16 protein-coding genes, 1 pseudogene and 1 riboswitch are annotated in these 14475 nt (G+C 66.8%); of the genes and pseudogenes, 11 read left to right on the top strand and 6 right to left on the bottom strand.

All coding sequences use genetic code 11. From position 1 onward, the window contains the following. Positions 1 to 169: 169 nt before the first annotated feature. A complete protein-coding gene (ettA, locus tag WDC87_RS02530; RefSeq protein ID WP_005415249.1) occupies positions 170 to 1834 on the bottom strand; it encodes an energy-dependent translational throttle protein EttA in 1665 nt (554 codons plus the stop codon). Positions 1835 to 2088: 254 nt separating this feature from the next. On the opposite strand from ettA, the pseudogene WDC87_RS02525 reads away from it, so the two are divergent. The 7 genes and pseudogenes from WDC87_RS02525 (at position 2089) to ribD (ending at position 7322) form a co-directional block, all read left to right on the top strand. Beyond that, positions 2089 to 2557, top strand: a pseudogene (locus tag WDC87_RS02525) (RcnB family protein). 187 nt (positions 2558 to 2744) lie between these two features. Then, positions 2745 to 3998, top strand: coding sequence for a serine hydroxymethyltransferase (gene glyA / locus WDC87_RS02520; protein WP_049468287.1), 1254 nt, complete (start codon positions 2745 to 2747; stop codon positions 3996 to 3998). 117 nt (positions 3999 to 4115) lie between these two features. Then, the gene (locus WDC87_RS02515) at positions 4116 to 4589 is read left to right on the top strand and encodes a hypothetical protein (protein WP_252745140.1); all 474 of its coding nucleotides are present in this window, start codon (positions 4116 to 4118) and stop codon (positions 4587 to 4589) included. Positions 4590 to 4595: 6 nt separating this feature from the next. Beyond that, complete coding sequence (locus WDC87_RS02510; RefSeq protein WP_252745141.1) at positions 4596 to 5051, top strand: hypothetical protein; 456 nt, start codon at positions 4596 to 4598, stop codon at positions 5049 to 5051. Next, entirely contained in the window at positions 5044 to 5493 is a 450-nt protein-coding gene (locus WDC87_RS02505) for a hypothetical protein (protein WP_049468281.1), read from the top strand. Before WDC87_RS02510 ends, WDC87_RS02505 begins: the two co-directional genes overlap by 8 nt. A gap of 143 nt (positions 5494 to 5636) precedes the next feature. Beyond that, the gene (gene nrdR / locus WDC87_RS02500) at positions 5637 to 6158 is read left to right on the top strand and encodes a transcriptional regulator NrdR (RefSeq protein ID WP_005415256.1); all 522 of its coding nucleotides are present in this window, start codon (positions 5637 to 5639) and stop codon (positions 6156 to 6158) included. A 78-nt stretch (positions 6159 to 6236) separates the two neighbouring features. Further along, entirely contained in the window at positions 6237 to 7322 is a 1086-nt protein-coding gene (gene ribD / locus WDC87_RS02495; RefSeq protein WP_252745142.1) for a bifunctional diaminohydroxyphosphoribosylaminopyrimidine deaminase/5-amino-6-(5-phosphoribosylamino)uracil reductase RibD, read from the top strand. A gap of 35 nt (positions 7323 to 7357) precedes the next feature. Here the strand turns inward: ribD and WDC87_RS02490 are convergent, their stop codons facing one another. From WDC87_RS02490 to WDC87_RS02470, 5 genes are all read right to left on the bottom strand, one after another. Continuing rightward, positions 7358 to 7747, bottom strand: a complete 390-nt coding sequence (locus tag WDC87_RS02490) for a hypothetical protein (RefSeq protein WP_049468279.1) — start codon at positions 7745 to 7747, stop codon at positions 7358 to 7360. A 212-nt stretch (positions 7748 to 7959) separates the two neighbouring features. After that, a complete protein-coding gene (locus WDC87_RS02485; RefSeq protein ID WP_074725563.1) occupies positions 7960 to 8166 on the bottom strand; it encodes a hypothetical protein in 207 nt (68 codons plus the stop codon). Positions 8167 to 8459: 293 nt separating this feature from the next. Continuing rightward, entirely contained in the window at positions 8460 to 9152 is a 693-nt protein-coding gene (locus WDC87_RS02480) for a hypothetical protein (protein ID WP_252745143.1), read from the bottom strand. A gap of 123 nt (positions 9153 to 9275) precedes the next feature. Beyond that, a complete protein-coding gene (locus tag WDC87_RS02475; RefSeq protein WP_252745144.1) occupies positions 9276 to 10160 on the bottom strand; it encodes a hypothetical protein in 885 nt (294 codons plus the stop codon). Between the two features lie 153 nt (positions 10161 to 10313). After that, positions 10314 to 10934 (bottom strand): hypothetical protein, encoded by a 621-nt coding sequence (locus tag WDC87_RS02470; RefSeq protein ID WP_049468274.1) that lies wholly within the window; start codon positions 10932 to 10934, stop codon positions 10314 to 10316. Positions 10935 to 11235: 301 nt separating this feature from the next. After that, positions 11236 to 11380, top strand: a riboswitch (FMN riboswitch). 77 nt (positions 11381 to 11457) lie between these two features. On the opposite strand from WDC87_RS02470, the gene WDC87_RS02465 reads away from it, so the two are divergent. The 4 genes from WDC87_RS02465 to nusB all read left to right on the top strand — a co-directional run bounded on the left by WDC87_RS02465 (position 11458) and on the right by nusB (position 14236). Continuing rightward, entirely contained in the window at positions 11458 to 12060 is a 603-nt protein-coding gene (locus WDC87_RS02465) for a riboflavin synthase (RefSeq protein ID WP_074725566.1), read from the top strand. Continuing rightward, a complete protein-coding gene (gene ribB, locus WDC87_RS02460) occupies positions 12057 to 13157 on the top strand; it encodes a 3,4-dihydroxy-2-butanone-4-phosphate synthase (protein WP_252745145.1) in 1101 nt (366 codons plus the stop codon). Before WDC87_RS02465 ends, ribB begins: the two co-directional genes overlap by 4 nt. Before the next feature lie 135 nt (positions 13158 to 13292). Next, a complete protein-coding gene (gene ribH / locus WDC87_RS02455; RefSeq protein WP_010481977.1) occupies positions 13293 to 13760 on the top strand; it encodes a 6,7-dimethyl-8-ribityllumazine synthase in 468 nt (155 codons plus the stop codon). Further along, positions 13757 to 14236, top strand: a complete 480-nt coding sequence (nusB, locus tag WDC87_RS02450; protein WP_005415268.1) for a transcription antitermination factor NusB — start codon at positions 13757 to 13759, stop codon at positions 14234 to 14236. The genes ribH and nusB overlap by 4 nt, the downstream gene beginning before the upstream one ends. Positions 14237 to 14475: the final 239 nt, after the last annotated feature.

Raw genomic sequence — 14475 nt, 5'->3', positions numbered from 1 at the left:
ACAAGGAATTGCAAAGTCCGGCGGCGACAGGCTTTCACGCCTTTTGGGGCTCGGGCGTTCATCAGCGGTTGAATTCCGACCGGCGAAAACACCTGGAAAAACTGGCGACAGGACGGCCTGAAAGACGAAAGGCCGCGCGAGCGCGGCCTTTCGTGTTCTGCGGTCTGGCTTACTTCAGCGCCTTGAAGCGCAGGCGCTTCGGCGCGGCATCGTCGCCCATGCGACGCTTCTTGTCTTCCTCGTACTCGCGGTAGTTGCCCTGGAAGAACTCCACGTGCGAGTCGCCTTCGAACGCGATGATGTGCGTGGCGATGCGGTCCAGGAACCAGCGGTCGTGCGAGATCACGAAGGTGTTGCCCGGGAACTCCAGCAGCGCGTCTTCCAGCGCACGCAGCGTTTCGATGTCCAGGTCGTTGGACGGTTCGTCGAGCAGCAGCACGTTGCCGCCCTGCAGCAGGGTCTTGGCCATGTGCAGGCGGCCACGCTCACCACCGGACAGCGAGCCGACCATCTTCTGCTGGTCCTGGCCCTTGAAGTTGAAGCGGCCGATGTAGGCGCGCGACTGGATCTCGATGCCGTTGATGTTGAGGATGTCCAGGCCACCGGCGATTTCCTGGAAGACGTTGTGGTTGCCTTCCAGCTTGTCGCGGCTCTGGTCCACGTAGGACAGCTGCACGGTCGGGCCGATCACGATCTCGCCCGAATCCGGCTTCTCCTGGCCGGTGATCATCTTGAACAGCGTCGACTTGCCGGCGCCGTTCGGGCCGATGATGCCGACGATTGCGCCCGGCGGAATCAGCATCGACAGGTTGTCGATCAGCAGGCGGTCGCCGAACTTCTTGGAGACGTTCTTGAACTCCATCACCATGTTGCCCAGGCGCTCGCCCGGCGGGATGAAGATTTCGTTGGTCTCGTTGCGCTTCTGGTAATCCTGCGACTGCAGCTCTTCCAGGCGGGCCAGACGGGCCTTGCCCTTGGAGCGGCCGCCCTTGGCGTTCTGGCGCGACCACTCCAGTTCCTTCTGGATCGCCTTCTGGCGGGCCTTTTCCTGATTCTCTTCCTGCTTCAGGCGCTCATCCTTCTGCACCAGCCATTCGGTGTAGTTGCCCTTCCACGGAATGCCGCGGCCGCGGTCCAGTTCCAGGATCCACTCGGCGGCGTTGTCCAGGAAGTAGCGATCGTGGGTGACGGCCACCACGGTGCCGGTATAGCGCGCCAGGAACTGTTCCAGCCATTCCACCGACTCGGCGTCGAGGTGGTTGGTCGGTTCGTCGAGCAGCAGCATGTCCGGCTTCTGCAGCAGCAGGCGGCACAGTGCGACGCGGCGCTTTTCACCGCCGGACAGGTTGGCGATCTTGGCATCCCACGGCGGCAGGCGCAGCGCATCGGCGGCCACGTCCAGCTGGTTTTCCAGGGTGTGCGCGTCGCCGGCGGCCAGGATCGCCTCCAGGCGCTCCTGTTCCTTGGCCAGCGCGTCGAAGTCGGCGCCTTCCTCGGCGTAGGCGGCGTACACCGCTTCCAGCGCGGCCTGGGCCTGCAGCACTTCGCCCACGCCTTCCTCGACCGACTCGCGCACGGTCTTGTTCGGGTCCAGTTCCGGTTCCTGCGCCAGGTAACCGACCTTGATGCCGGGCTGCGGACGGGCTTCACCCTCGAAATCGGTGTCCACGCCGGCCATGATCTTCAGCACGGTGGACTTGCCGGCGCCGTTCAGGCCCAGCAGGCCGATCTTCGCGCCCGGGAAGAAGGACAGGGAAATGTCCTTGATGATCTGCCGCTTGGGCGGGACCACCTTGGACACGCGGTTCATGGTGTAGATGTATTGCGAGGACATGCGGTCTCCGTAGGCGCGGCCCTGCGCCCGACCCGTCACGGGAACATCCCGTTGCGGCAGCGGGCACAGACTGGAATGGAATACCGCCAATTATAGCCGGAACCGGTTCCGGCCCGCGCCCGGCCGGAGCCGCGCAGGCTGGCCGTGGCCTGAATACTCCGTCACAGTCCTGCAGCGGGAAGCGTTTCCAGCCGGAAACGGTTCAGATCGGTTGCGCAATATGGGCTCACCACCCACCCAAGCAGAGGTCTGACATGCGCATCAATCGAGTAATGGCCGGAGCCGTGGCCTCTGTGCTGGCGCTCGGCGCGTGCCCCCGCCTTCGCCGACAACGACCACCGTGACCGCCGCGAATGGCGGGAAGATCGCCGCGAGTGGCGCCAGGACCGCCGTGACTGGGAGCGCGACCGCCGTGAGGCCCGGCGCGACTGGGAACGCGACCGCCGCGACTGGCACCGCGACCACGACCGCTACTACCGCCCGGCACCGCCGCCGCCGCGCGTGGTCTACCGCCCGGCCTATGGCCCGGGCTACGGCTGGAAGGTCGGACACCGCTACCGTGATTACTACCGCGGCCCGATCTACGTGGTGAACGACTACCCGCGCTACCACCTGCGCCGCCCGCCGTACGGCCACCAGTGGATCCGCGATGACCGCGGCAACATGCTGCTGGTGGCCATCGCCAGCGGCATCATCGCCGACTACATCGTCAGCAGCCGCTGACGATCGCGGCCGGGGTCGGATCCCTTTCCAACGGAAAGGGCTCTGACCCCACAACTATCGATTGAAACCATACGGGGCCGGATTCCTTCGGGAATGCCGGCCCCGTCTGTTTCGGCCCCGGCAGGCCGGTGCGGGGCTACAATCAGGGGCTGAGTCGTACCCCTTTCCCTGCCTGCTGGAGTACCCGATGTTCCCGCGTGACGTCCGCATCGAAACCTACGATCCCGAACTGGCCAAGGCCATCGCCGCCGAAACCCAGCGCCAGGAAGACCATGTCGAGCTGATCGCCAGCGAGAACTACACCAGCCCGGCGGTGATGGAAGCGCAGGGCAGCCAGCTGACCAACAAGTACGCCGAAGGCTACCCGGGCAAGCGCTACTACGGTGGCTGCGAATACGTGGACATCGCCGAGCAGCTGGCGATCGACCGCCTGAAGCAGCTGTTCGGCGCCGACTACGCCAACGTGCAGCCGCACAGCGGCTCGCAGGCCAACCAGGCCGTGTACTTCGCCCTGCTGCAGCCGGGCGACACCATCCTCGGCATGAGCCTGGCCCACGGCGGCCACCTCACCCACGGTGCCAAGGTCAATGCGTCGGGCAAGCTGTTCAACGCCGTGCAGTACGGCGTCAACGACCAGGGCCTGATCGACTACGACGAAGTCGAGCGCCTGGCCCTGGAACACAAGCCGAAGATGGTCGTCGCCGGCTTCTCGGCGTACTCGCAGGTGATCGACTGGGCGCGCTTCCGTGCCATCGCCGACAAGGTCGGTGCCTACCTGTTCGTCGACATGGCCCATGTCGCCGGCCTGGTCGCCGCTGGCGTCTACCCCAGCCCGCTGGACCACGCCCACGTGGTCACCTCCACCACCCACAAGACCCTGCGCGGCCCGCGCGGCGGCATCATCATCGCCAAGGGCGCCGACGAAGACCTGGTCAAGAAGCTGCAGTCGATCGTATTCCCGGGCATCCAGGGCGGTCCGCTGATGCACGTCATCGCCGGCAAGGCCGTGGCCTTCAAGGAAGCGCTGGAGCCGGGCTTCAAGGCCTACCAGCAGCAGGTGGTGAAGAACGCCCAGGCGATGGCCAGCACGCTGATCGCGCGCGGCTACAAGATCGTTTCCGGTGGCACCCAGAACCATCTGATGCTGGTCGACATGATCGGCAAGGACGTGTCCGGCAAGGACGCGGAAGCCGCGCTGGGCAAGGCCCACATCACCGTCAACAAGAACTCGGTGCCGAACGACCCGCGTTCGCCGTTCGTGACCTCGGGCCTGCGCCTGGGCACCCCGGCGGTGACCACCCGCGGCTACGTCGAACAGGACTGTGTGGACCTGGCCAACTGGATCGCCGACGTGCTCGATGCGCCGAACGATGACGCCGTCATCGCCCGCGTGCGCGACGCCGTCAGCGCGCAGTGCCGCAAGTACCCGGTCTACGGCTGATCGGGGCAGGGATCAGAGCCCTTTCCTGGCGGAAAGGGATGCGACCCCGCCACGACGCAGGGGTCGGATCCCTTCCCGCACGGAAGGGCTCTGACCCCGTCACCAGGAACCCCGCGCATGGATGAGCGCCGCCTCAAGTACCTGTACACCGCGCTGGCGGTGCTGTTCGGCCTGCCCAGCCTGTTCTTCGGCGGTGCCGGTGCCTGCATCGCCGTGGTCATGGGCGTGATCGGGCTCGTCTCGCTGGACGCGGACAAACTGTGGTTTGCCGCCGGCATGTTCGCGTGGGGATCGTGCGCGATCGCCGGCCTCGTGGCCTGGGTCGCACTCAGCATCGTCTGGCTGCGCGATGGCGCACGCGGGCTGCACATGTCATCACGCCGCTGGTGGCTGCTGCTGGGCATGGGCGTGCTGGCAGGCCTGCCCTTGCTGGCGATGGCGCTGTACTACTTCGCCGAGCTGGGTTCGTCCGTGCTCAGCGGGCTGTTCGCCGGGCCGTCCCTGCTGGTGCCCACCGGTATGTTGATCCTGCTGCGGCTGCGTGCTGACGCCGTGGGCGAGCCATCCGGCCCGACACGGTCAAAGGAGTAGGCCTGCGTGGATGAGCGCCGCGCCCGGTATCTGTATGCCGTCCTGGCGGTGATCTTCGGCCTGCCCAGCCTGGTGGCGGGTGGTGCCGCGGCGACGATGCTGCTGCTGACGGGGCTGGGCCAGTTCGGCCATGGCACGCTGGCCGCGGTGACCCTGGTGCCGCTGTGGGGCCTGGCCGGCATTGCCGGCTGCCTGGCCTGGTTGTGGCTCAGCGCCGGGTATCTGCTGCAGGGACGTGCCGGGCTGCAGGTGCATCGCCTCTGGTGGTGGATGCTGCTGGCCGGCAGTCTTGCCGCCGTGCCCCTGCTGGGGCTGGCGCTGTGGTGGAGCATCACCGTGCACGCCGAAGGCATCGCCCTGTTGCTGCTGGGCCCGTCGATGCTGGTACCGGCCGCGAGGCTGGTGTGGGTCAAACGCCGCAGCCGGGCACAGCCCATCGAAGGAAACGGAACGCATGGATGAGCGTCATCACAAACGCTGGATGGCCATTGCCGGCCTGCTGGTGGGCCTGCCCGCCGTGGCGGCAGGCGGCACGGGTGCCGTGCTGGGGCTGATGGTCGTCTGGGAGGGCAAGTACCTGACGGGCGACGAGTACACGTTGTTGCTGCTGTGGTCGTCGGCCGGCCTCATCGGCCTGCTGTCGTGGTTGTGGCTGAGCGGCCTGTTCCTGTGGCGCGGTGTTGCCGGCCTGCGCCAATCACCGGCTGTGGCCTGGGTCGGCCTGGCGCTGGGCAGCCTGGCCGCGTCGGGCGTGGTCGTCGCCACGCTGTACTTCACTATCAGCAATGGCGAGATCTCGACCTTGGGCCTTCTCGGGTTTGGTCCGCCGCTGCTGGTGATGGCCGGGCACCTGGCCTGGCTGCGCTGGGCACGCGCCGCATCGCCGCCACCCGCACCCGGTTGAGCGGCGCGTCGCGGCCTCGCCGGGCTGGCGGGCTGAATTGCAGGCGTCCGTGCAGGCAGCATTTGCTGCTGCGCCCCTTCTCAGGTACCTTTGCGACGCTGCCATGACCGTGGCAATAGGTACTTCCCTGAGCCAGGCGTTTCATGCATTGCCCCTTCTGCCAACATGCCGATACCCGGGTCATCGACTCGCGCGTCTCCGAAGACGGCGCGACGATCCGTCGTCGGCGGGAATGCGAAGCCTGCGGCGAGCGCTTCAGCACCCTGGAAACGGTCGAGCTGAAGCTGCCGGCCATCGTCAAGAGTGACGGCACCCGCGAGGCCTTCGACCAGCGCAAGGTCCGCGCGGGGTTCGACCGCGCGCTGCAGAAGCGCGCGGTGCCCGAAGACAAGATCGAAGCGGCGGTAAGGGCGGTGGTGCACCAGCTGCGCATCAGCGGCGAGCGCGAAGTGCCCTCGATCAAGGTCGGCGAGTTCGTCATGAACGAACTGCGCAAGCTCGACCACGTGGGCTACGTGCGCTTCGCTTCGGTGTACCGCAGCTTCGAGGACGTGGCCGATTTCCGCGAGGAGATCGAGAAGCTCGAGCGCGATCTGCCGTCCAGTACCGAACAGCTGCAGCTGCTGGGCGATGTGATCGCCCTGACCAAGAAGAAGAAGGGCTGACCGCCTCTGCCTGGGTGAGCGCCCGCCTTGGTGGGCACTGATGGCGTGCATCGCCACCGGCAGCGTTACCATGGCCGCATGACCACCCCGTTCTCCGTCCTCGATCACCTGCACATGGCCAACGCGCTGCGCCTGGCCGAGCGCGCTGCCTATACCACCCGCCCCAATCCGATGGTCGGCTGCGTGATGGCCCATGGCGAACGCGTGGTGGGGCAGGGCTGGCACCAGCGCGCCGGTGGCCCGCATGCGGAAGTGTTCGCGCTGCGCGAGGCCGGCAGCGAGGCGCGCGGTGCCACCGCCTACGTCACCCTGGAGCCCTGTGCCCATTACGGGCGCACACCGCCGTGTGCACTGGCGCTGATCGAAGCGGGCGTGTCGCGCGTGGTGGCGGCGATGCGCGATCCGTTCCCCAAGGTAGATGGCGGTGGCTTCGATCTGCTGCGCAACGCCGGCATCGAGGTTGCCGAAGGGCTGATGGCGGCGCAGGCGCGCGAACTCAACAAGGGCTTCCTGTCACGCGTGGAACGCAACCGCCCGTGGCTGCGGGTGAAGCTGGCCGCCAGCCTGGATGGTCGTACCGCGATGGCCGATGGCAGTTCCAAGTGGATCACCGCTCCGGCCGCGCGCGAAGACGTGCAGCACTGGCGGGCACGCGCCGGTGCGATCCTGACCGGCGCCGACACGGTGCTCGCTGATGACCCGATGCTGACCGTGCGCCTGGCCGATACCGAGGTGATGCCACCGCTGCGGGTGGTGCTCGATTCGCACCTGCGTTCGCTCGAATGCAGCCGCGTGCGCGAGGGCGGGGCACCGACGCTGTACCTGCACGCTGCGGCGGTGAGCGCACCGGACGCGGCCGATGCCGAATTCGCCAGCGTGCCCAGCGTTGATGGGCGGTTGGATCTGGGCGCGGTGCTGGCGCTGCTGGCCGAGCGCGGCATCAACGAAGTGCACACCGAAGCCGGCGCCACGCTGGCCGGTGCGCTGCTGCGCGGCGGCTGGGTCGATGAGCTTCTGCTTTATCAGGCCCCCACGCTGCTGGGCGACAACGGACGCCCGCTGCTGGCTGGCCTCGGCATCGAAGCGATGGACCAGCAGCGTCGCCTGCGCGTGGTCGACCAGCGGCAGGTGGGCGAGGACATCCGGCTGCTGCTGCGCCCGTGAGGGACTAACGCAGAGCAGGCGCTATGCCCTCAGCCTCAGGCGCCTTCGTCGTCTTCTTCGCCAACGGGGCATTGGCCTTTCCATTGCTGCTTCCACAGCACATGCAGGTCGCGGCAGTACGCGCCCAAGGCCTCGCCCGGCAGCTGCCTGGCCTTCAATCGCAGCTGGTGGCGGGTGAAACCGTCGTCGTACTGATCCGGCAGTACCAGCACGGCACATTGATCGTGGTACATCAGGAAGTCGCGGCAGTGATCATCCTCACTCATCCACGCATCCAGGTGCCTGTCGCTCAGCTGCGTTGACTCGAAGGCGACCGACGGTTGGACGACGATGATCTTCGTGGCTTTGAACCTGGACGCCTCGGCCTGCCAGCACGCCATCAGCGCCAGCACCATGATCGCGGTCGACGTCATACGGTGGTTCATGCGGTTGCCCCCAGTGGAAGAGGGCAACAGCATTGACCATGGAGGCTGCACAGGGCCATGCAACGGTTCTGAAAAGTGCGATTACTTTTGCCGCAGGAAACCTCATGCAGGGGCCCATGCACCTTGTCTGAAAATGTGTGGCGTTGGGAAAGGCGCCGCGCTTGACCCGGCGCTACAGAGTCGCGCGAGCCTGGCGGTCAGCATCATTGATGTCATGGCTCGCGGAATCGGACCGAAGCGGCCATGGTGTCAACCGCGTCGTCCACTGCCTTGGCGGCGATCTGTGCTTCAGCATCGGTGTCACCTTCCAGCATGAACCGCGCGAACAGGTCGAAGCTCTGCTCCGGTGTTGGCACGGGTGTCTGCGCAGAGGCGGTCGAAGCAATCCACAGCAGGAAGAACAGCAGGCGCGGCAACATCGGGCCTCGTCGGGCAGGTGTTAATTCCATTCGAAGAATGGTAGGAATGCATCGGCAACCGTGTTCAACAGCGGTGTCGGGTTGCCGATGCGAACATCTGGAAGTCCTTCATGCTGTCGATGCTGACGCGTCGGTCTCGGGTGCGATGAGGGGAATGGACTGCAGCAGCGGAAGACAGCGCGTCAGCATCATGGAAGCCTTGCGGAACAAAGCGGACGGCGGAGCATACGCATCTGCGTTTCCGCGCGACTTTTTGTAGAGGAAGACTTGCTCTCTACAGTGTGCTGCGCGCGTCAGTTGACCTCGCACAATTCTGCGGAATCTGCCTCGTCCTCGCCGGCGTCCCACGTGTCCAGTGGCATGAGCTTCATCAGCACGGTCCGCGAAAGTTGTTGACCGCGCGCGGCGTCGGCGGCTTCGTGATTTCCCAGATACCAGCCCGTTACCGGTATGCAGTGCGTGCCATCCGGGGCATCGCGCAGTAGGGTGGCCCAGCGGCTGAATAGCTCATCGCTCTGCGCTTGGACGTCGGGTTGTTTCGTGTTGCGAAGCGTTAGGTAAGCCTCGCGCAGGGGTGATACGTCCGGGTGGGTGCACGCCAGCGCGAACATGCCGATTTCCGGTGAACCCAGGGGCAGGAAATTTCTGGCTTCGCAGCGAATCAGGGCCAACCTTGTGCGCAGTGCTTGGGCAAACGCGCGCCCGATGGCAGGGGAGGGCGCCGGAAAGGCCTGCCTTCCCAGCCACGCAGGCACATCATCAATGACGGGCTGCCAATCGATGCGTTCGCTGGGCACCCAGCCGGGGCCCAATGCCTCAAGCGATGCCTTCGCTGACGCATCACCCTGCAGGTAGACGCGGGCCTGCAGCGTGTACGCCTCTTCCGGCGATGGCGGTGAACTGGCCGCGCTTGCCGATGATGCCAGCAGAACGAACAGTGCCAGGGCGTGCGCACGCGGCGGCAGGGCATGGAGAGGCTTCAACATGGAGATGTGGCGAGGAAAAGATGGCGAAGCATCGCCAATACAGTCGTCGGCGGTCCATGCGAATTGTCCGAATTGTGCTGGCTGAAAAGCCGCGCACATCGCGCGCGGCCCGCCGTTACCACCTCATGCGCATTCGTCGGTCCACATCATCTCGGCGATCGGGCGCAGTGCCTTGCATTCCTGCGTCATGTCTTCGGCCGACTTCACCTTGGCCTTGGCCTTCAGTTCCTCGGCCATCGCGTCCACGCCACTGATCTGGTCCGGCGCGATCTTCGCCACGCAGGCGCGATGCTGCTGCAGCAGCAGGTCGCAGCCCGGTACGCCGGTGACCTTCGGCGCGTTGGCCGCCTGCGCGTCCTGCATCCAGTCTTCGAACGGTGCCAGCGCGCCGGCCACGGTGCCCACCAGATCATCGAAATTGCCGCTGTACCAATAGCCGTTGTCCTTGGCCGGGTACAGGGTGAAGGTGCTGCTGACCGGCACGCGCGCGCCACTCTGCAGCGCCTGGGTGTAGGCGTCGGTGAACTGCTTGCGTGAGGCCGGGCTGGCATCGGCTGCAAGGCTGGCGGCGAACAACGGGCGCACGTTGCCCAGGTCGGGCACCTGGCAGCTGAAGGCGATGCGCGCCAGCTTCTGGCCTTCGACGTATTCGTTGTCTTCGATCACGCTCTTGGTCGCGCGGCACTTCGAATCACGCAGGGCCTTGGCATACAGCGCTTCGGTGGCGGCTGCATCGGCCTTGGCACCGGCGCTGGCAAGCACCACCTGCCACGGTTCGGCCAGCGCCTTGGCCAACGCGCCCGGGTTCGGGGTTACCGCATCCTGGCCTTCAAAGGCGGGTTTCAGCGCATCGTTGAGCGTGCGGGTCGCGGCGGCATCGTCTTCCAGCAGCACGCGTGCATACAGGTCGAAGGCCTGTTCGGGCGTCAGCGTGGCCGGGGCGGCGGCGGCCAGCAGCGGGGCAGCCAGCAAGGCGCTGGCCAGCAGCGTACGCAAGGGGGTCTTCATGACAGTGTTTCCGGTTCCAGATGCGCGCAAGCCTAGCGCATCTCTTCGCGGGCGTGATGACGCCCGGTCGCGACGGGCCGGTATGCGCGGGCCAAAAAAAAACGGGCCCCTCGCGGGGCCCGTTCGATCGCACGACGAGGAGCGATCGTTGGATCAGAAGCTGGCGCGCACGCCAACCGAGTACTGGGTGACGTCGCGATAGCCGGCGATCTCGCCCACCAGACCCCAGGTCTTGGTGAAGTTGATCTGGCCGCCGACGGTGCCGACCCAGGTGCCCTTGTAGTTGTTGCCGCCATCCATGTAGCCGGCCTTGGCCCAGGCTTCGGTCATGCGCGACGGCTTGCCGCGGATACCCAGGGTGACGCGGCCCAGGTTGGTGTGGTCCTTGCCGTGGTAACGCACGCCGTCGTAGCGCAGGGTCGATTCAGCGTTCTGGCGCACCCAGGCGGCATCGGCAGTGAAGTCCAGGCGGTCGGTCCACGGCATGTGGTAGCCGATACCCAGCTCCGGCTGGTTCAGTTCCAGCTTCAGCGAATCTTCGCCGTAGTGGCGGGTCTTGCTGGTGCGCGACCAGCCACCGAACACGTAGACCTGCTCGGCCAGCGCGACCGAACCACGCAGGTAGCCGCCGTCGACCTTCGGGTCGTCCAGCACGTTGTCGTCAACCTGGACCTGGGTCCAGCCGCCTTCGACGTAGGTGTAGCTCAGGGCGTCGGCCGAGGCCGAGAACGGGGCAGCGGCCAGCAGGGCAGCCACGATCAGGATCTTGCGCATGGGAATTCCTGTGAATTTCAGTCCATTGGCGGGCCTGCCATCGCAGCTGCCCGTGGCGACCTCATGTCGTCCGCTGCGGATTTTAATGAAAGTTTTACAAAATGCGAGAGACCGTCGTCACAGGCTGGCCAGACGTGGCCGGGGTCGGATCCGTTTTCCCTTGGGGAACGGCTCTGACCCCTCCGCGATTCCGAGAGGCCCAGGGACAGAGCCCCTTTCCTGCGGAAAGCGATCCGACCCCGGGCATCCCACCCCGTTCAGCCCGGGCTGGTACACTAGCCACGCCGGTTCGCCGGTACACAAACGTCTTCAGGGCGGGGTGCAATTCCCCACCGGCGGTAGGTGCGCAAGCACGAGCCCGCGAGCGCCCCGGCCCACGGCCGGGGGTCAGCAGATCCGGTCCGATGCCGGAGCCGACGGTATAGTCCGGATGAAAGAAGACGGTGCCACAGGGCCTTCGCGGCCCTGCGCCCGCCTGTTTGCCTTGCGGCGTTTTTCGCTCACTTTTCGCGGAGAACGTTACTTGTTTACTGGAATCATCGAAGGCGTCGGCCGTCTGGCCGCACGCGAATCCATCGGCGGCGATGTCCGCTTCACCTTCCATGTCGGGAATCTGCCGTTCGACCACGTGCAGATGGGCGAGAGCATTGCCATCAACGGCGTCTGCCTCACCGTCATCGCATTCGACGCCAACAGCTTCCAGGCCGATGCCTCCACCGAGACCCTGGGCCTGACCACGCTGGGCCAACTGGGCGAAGGGGCGGTCATCAACCTGGAGCGCGCCATGCGCCCGACCGACCGCCTGGGCGGCCATCTGGTCAGCGGCCACGTCGACGGCCTCGGCCAGGTGCTGTCCATCCACAACGACGCGCGGGCCCAGCGCTGGCGTTTCGCCGCGCCGGCCTCGCTGCGCCGCTACATCGCCAAGAAGGGCTCGATCTGCGTGGACGGCGTCAGCCTCACCGTCAACGAAGTGGACGACGAAGGTTTTGAAGTCGCCCTGATCCCGCACACCGTGGCCAACACCGCCTTCTCCGCCACCGGCGTGGGCAGCGCGGTCAATCTGGAAATCGATCTGGTGGCCCGTTACGTCGAACGCCTGTTGGGCGAAGGAGCACGCGCATGAACTTCGCCCCCATTCCGGAAATCCTGGAAGACATTCGCCAGGGCCGCATGGTGGTCATCGTCGATGACGAAGACCGCGAGAACGAAGGCGACCTGATCATGGCCGCCGAGTTGGTCAAGCCGTCGGACATCAACTTCATGGTCACCCACGGCCGTGGCCTGGTGTGCCTGCCGCTGACCCGCACCCGCGCCACCGACCTCGGCCTGGCGCCGATGGTGCAGGCCAACACCGCGCAGTTCCAGACCAACTTCACGGTCAGCATCGAAGCCGCCGAGGGCGTTACCACTGGCATCTCGGCCCACGACCGCGCGCACACCATCCGCACCGCGGTGAAGCCCAACGCCAAGCCGTCGGACCTGCACCAGCCGGGCCACATCTTCCCGCTGATCGCCCAGCCGGGCGGGGTGCTCACCCGCGCCGGCCATACCGAAGCCGGCGTCGACCTGGCCATGCTGGCCGGGCTGGAGCCGGCCGGCGTGCTGGTGGAGATCCTGAACCCGGATGGCAGCATGGCGCGCCGCCCGGAGCTGGAAGTGTTCGCCCGCGAGCACGGCCTGAAGATGGGCTCCATCGCCGACCTGATCGCCTACCGCCTGGCCACCGAAAAGACCGTTGAACGCGTGGACGAGCGCGAGATCGACACCGAATTCGGCCCGTTCAAGCTGGTGACCTACCGCGACCGCATCGCCCACGACCTGCATTTCGCGCTGGTGCGCGGCACGCCGGATGCGGAAACACCGACCCTGGTGCGCGTGCAGGTGGAAAACCCGCTGGCCGACCTGTTGCACTGGCGCCGCGACGACTTCGGCGTGGCCGCCACTGATGCCCTGCGTGCGATCGATGCCGAGGGCGCCGGCGTGATGGTGGTGCTGTCGGCCCCGCGCGATGGCGAAGCCCTGCTGGCCCGCCTGCGCCAGCAGCCGGCGCCGGTGGTGCCGGGCAAGGACAAGGACGTGGGCCAGTGGCGCCGCAATGGTGCCGGCGCGCAGATCCTGTCCGACCTGGGCCTGGGCAAGCTGCGCGTGCTGGGCACCCCGCGCCGCCAGGTTGGCCTGGCCGGTTACGGCCTGGAAGTGGTGGAGACGGTCACCCTGTAATGGGGTTGCCGGCCAGCGGCCGGCACTACCGGTGGGTGCCGGCCGTTGGTCGGCAGCCCCTGCGGGCCCCCGCCAGCCACGGCCGGGGCCCATCCACGCTAGAATTACCCCCTTATCGAGTTCCCCAAGCCGCATATGAGCCACTACGAAGGCGATCTTCGCACTCCCGAGTCGGCGCGCTTCGCCATCCTGGCCAGCCGCTGGAATGCCCGCATCACCGACACGCTGGTCGCTGGCGCCCGCCAGAGCCTGGCCGGCAACGGCATCACCGAAGCCAACATCGACGTGATCCGCGTGCCGGGTGCGTGGGAACTGCCGCTGGTGGCCGCACGCCTGGCCGCCGCCCATGAACACGCTGCCATCCTCACCCTGGGCTGCGTGATCCGTGGCGACACCCGCCACTACGAACACGTGGCCGACCGCTGCGCCGAAGGCCTGATGCGCGTGCAGCTGGATTTCGGCGTGCCGGTGCTGAACGGCGTGCTGGCGGTGGAACGCGTGGAAGACGCCGAGGCCCGCGCAGGCGGCAGCCACGGCAACAAGGGCGAGGAAGTCGCACTCGCCGCACTGGAAATGGTCAATCTGCTGGAGCAACTGCCATGAACAAGAACACCCAGGGCAAGCCCTCCGGTAAACCCGTCCGCCGCGATGGCGTCGATCCGGTGCTGCGCTCGCGCGCCCGCCGTCGTGCCGTGCAGGCCATCTACGCCTGGCAGATCTCCGGCGGCAACGCCCAGTCGCTGATCGCCCAGTTTGCCCACGAGCAGGCCCGCGAAATTGCCGACCTGGCGTACTTCGAGGCGCTGGTGCACGGCGTGCTCGACAACCGTCGCGACATCGACGAAGCGCTCGGCCCGTACCTGGACCGTGGCATCGAGGAAGTGGACGCGATCGAACGCGCAGTGCTGCGCCTGGCCGCCTACGAGCTGCGCTACCGCCTGGACGTGCCGTACCGCGTGGTGATCAACGAAGCCATCGAATCGGCCAAGCGTTTCGGTTCCGAACACGGCCACACCTACGTCAACGGCGTGCTGGATCGTGCCGCCGTGGAATGGCGCAAGGTCGAATCGGGTCACTGACCCGCCTGTGGTAGTGGGGGGGGGGGGGGGGGGGGGGGGGGGGGGGGGGGGGTTGGGGGGGGGGGGCGGGGGGGGCGGGGGCCCGGGCGGGCGGGGGGCGCGCGACAACCCGGCCGCCCCCCTCGGCGGGCCGCCCTATTGGGTGGTGGCCCCCACCTCGCCCGGCCACCCCCGCGGGTGGGCCAGCTGTTCGGGCTAGGGTTTCTTAGCGCGGGCGGGGCGCGGCGGGGGGTCGCCAG

The organism is Stenotrophomonas maltophilia group sp. Smal12, assembly GCF_037079935.1.
GTDB lineage: Bacteria > Pseudomonadota > Gammaproteobacteria > Xanthomonadales > Xanthomonadaceae > Stenotrophomonas > Stenotrophomonas sepilia.
Note: the sequence above shows the minus strand (reverse complement) of the source record. Positions and strands in the feature narration are given on the sequence as shown.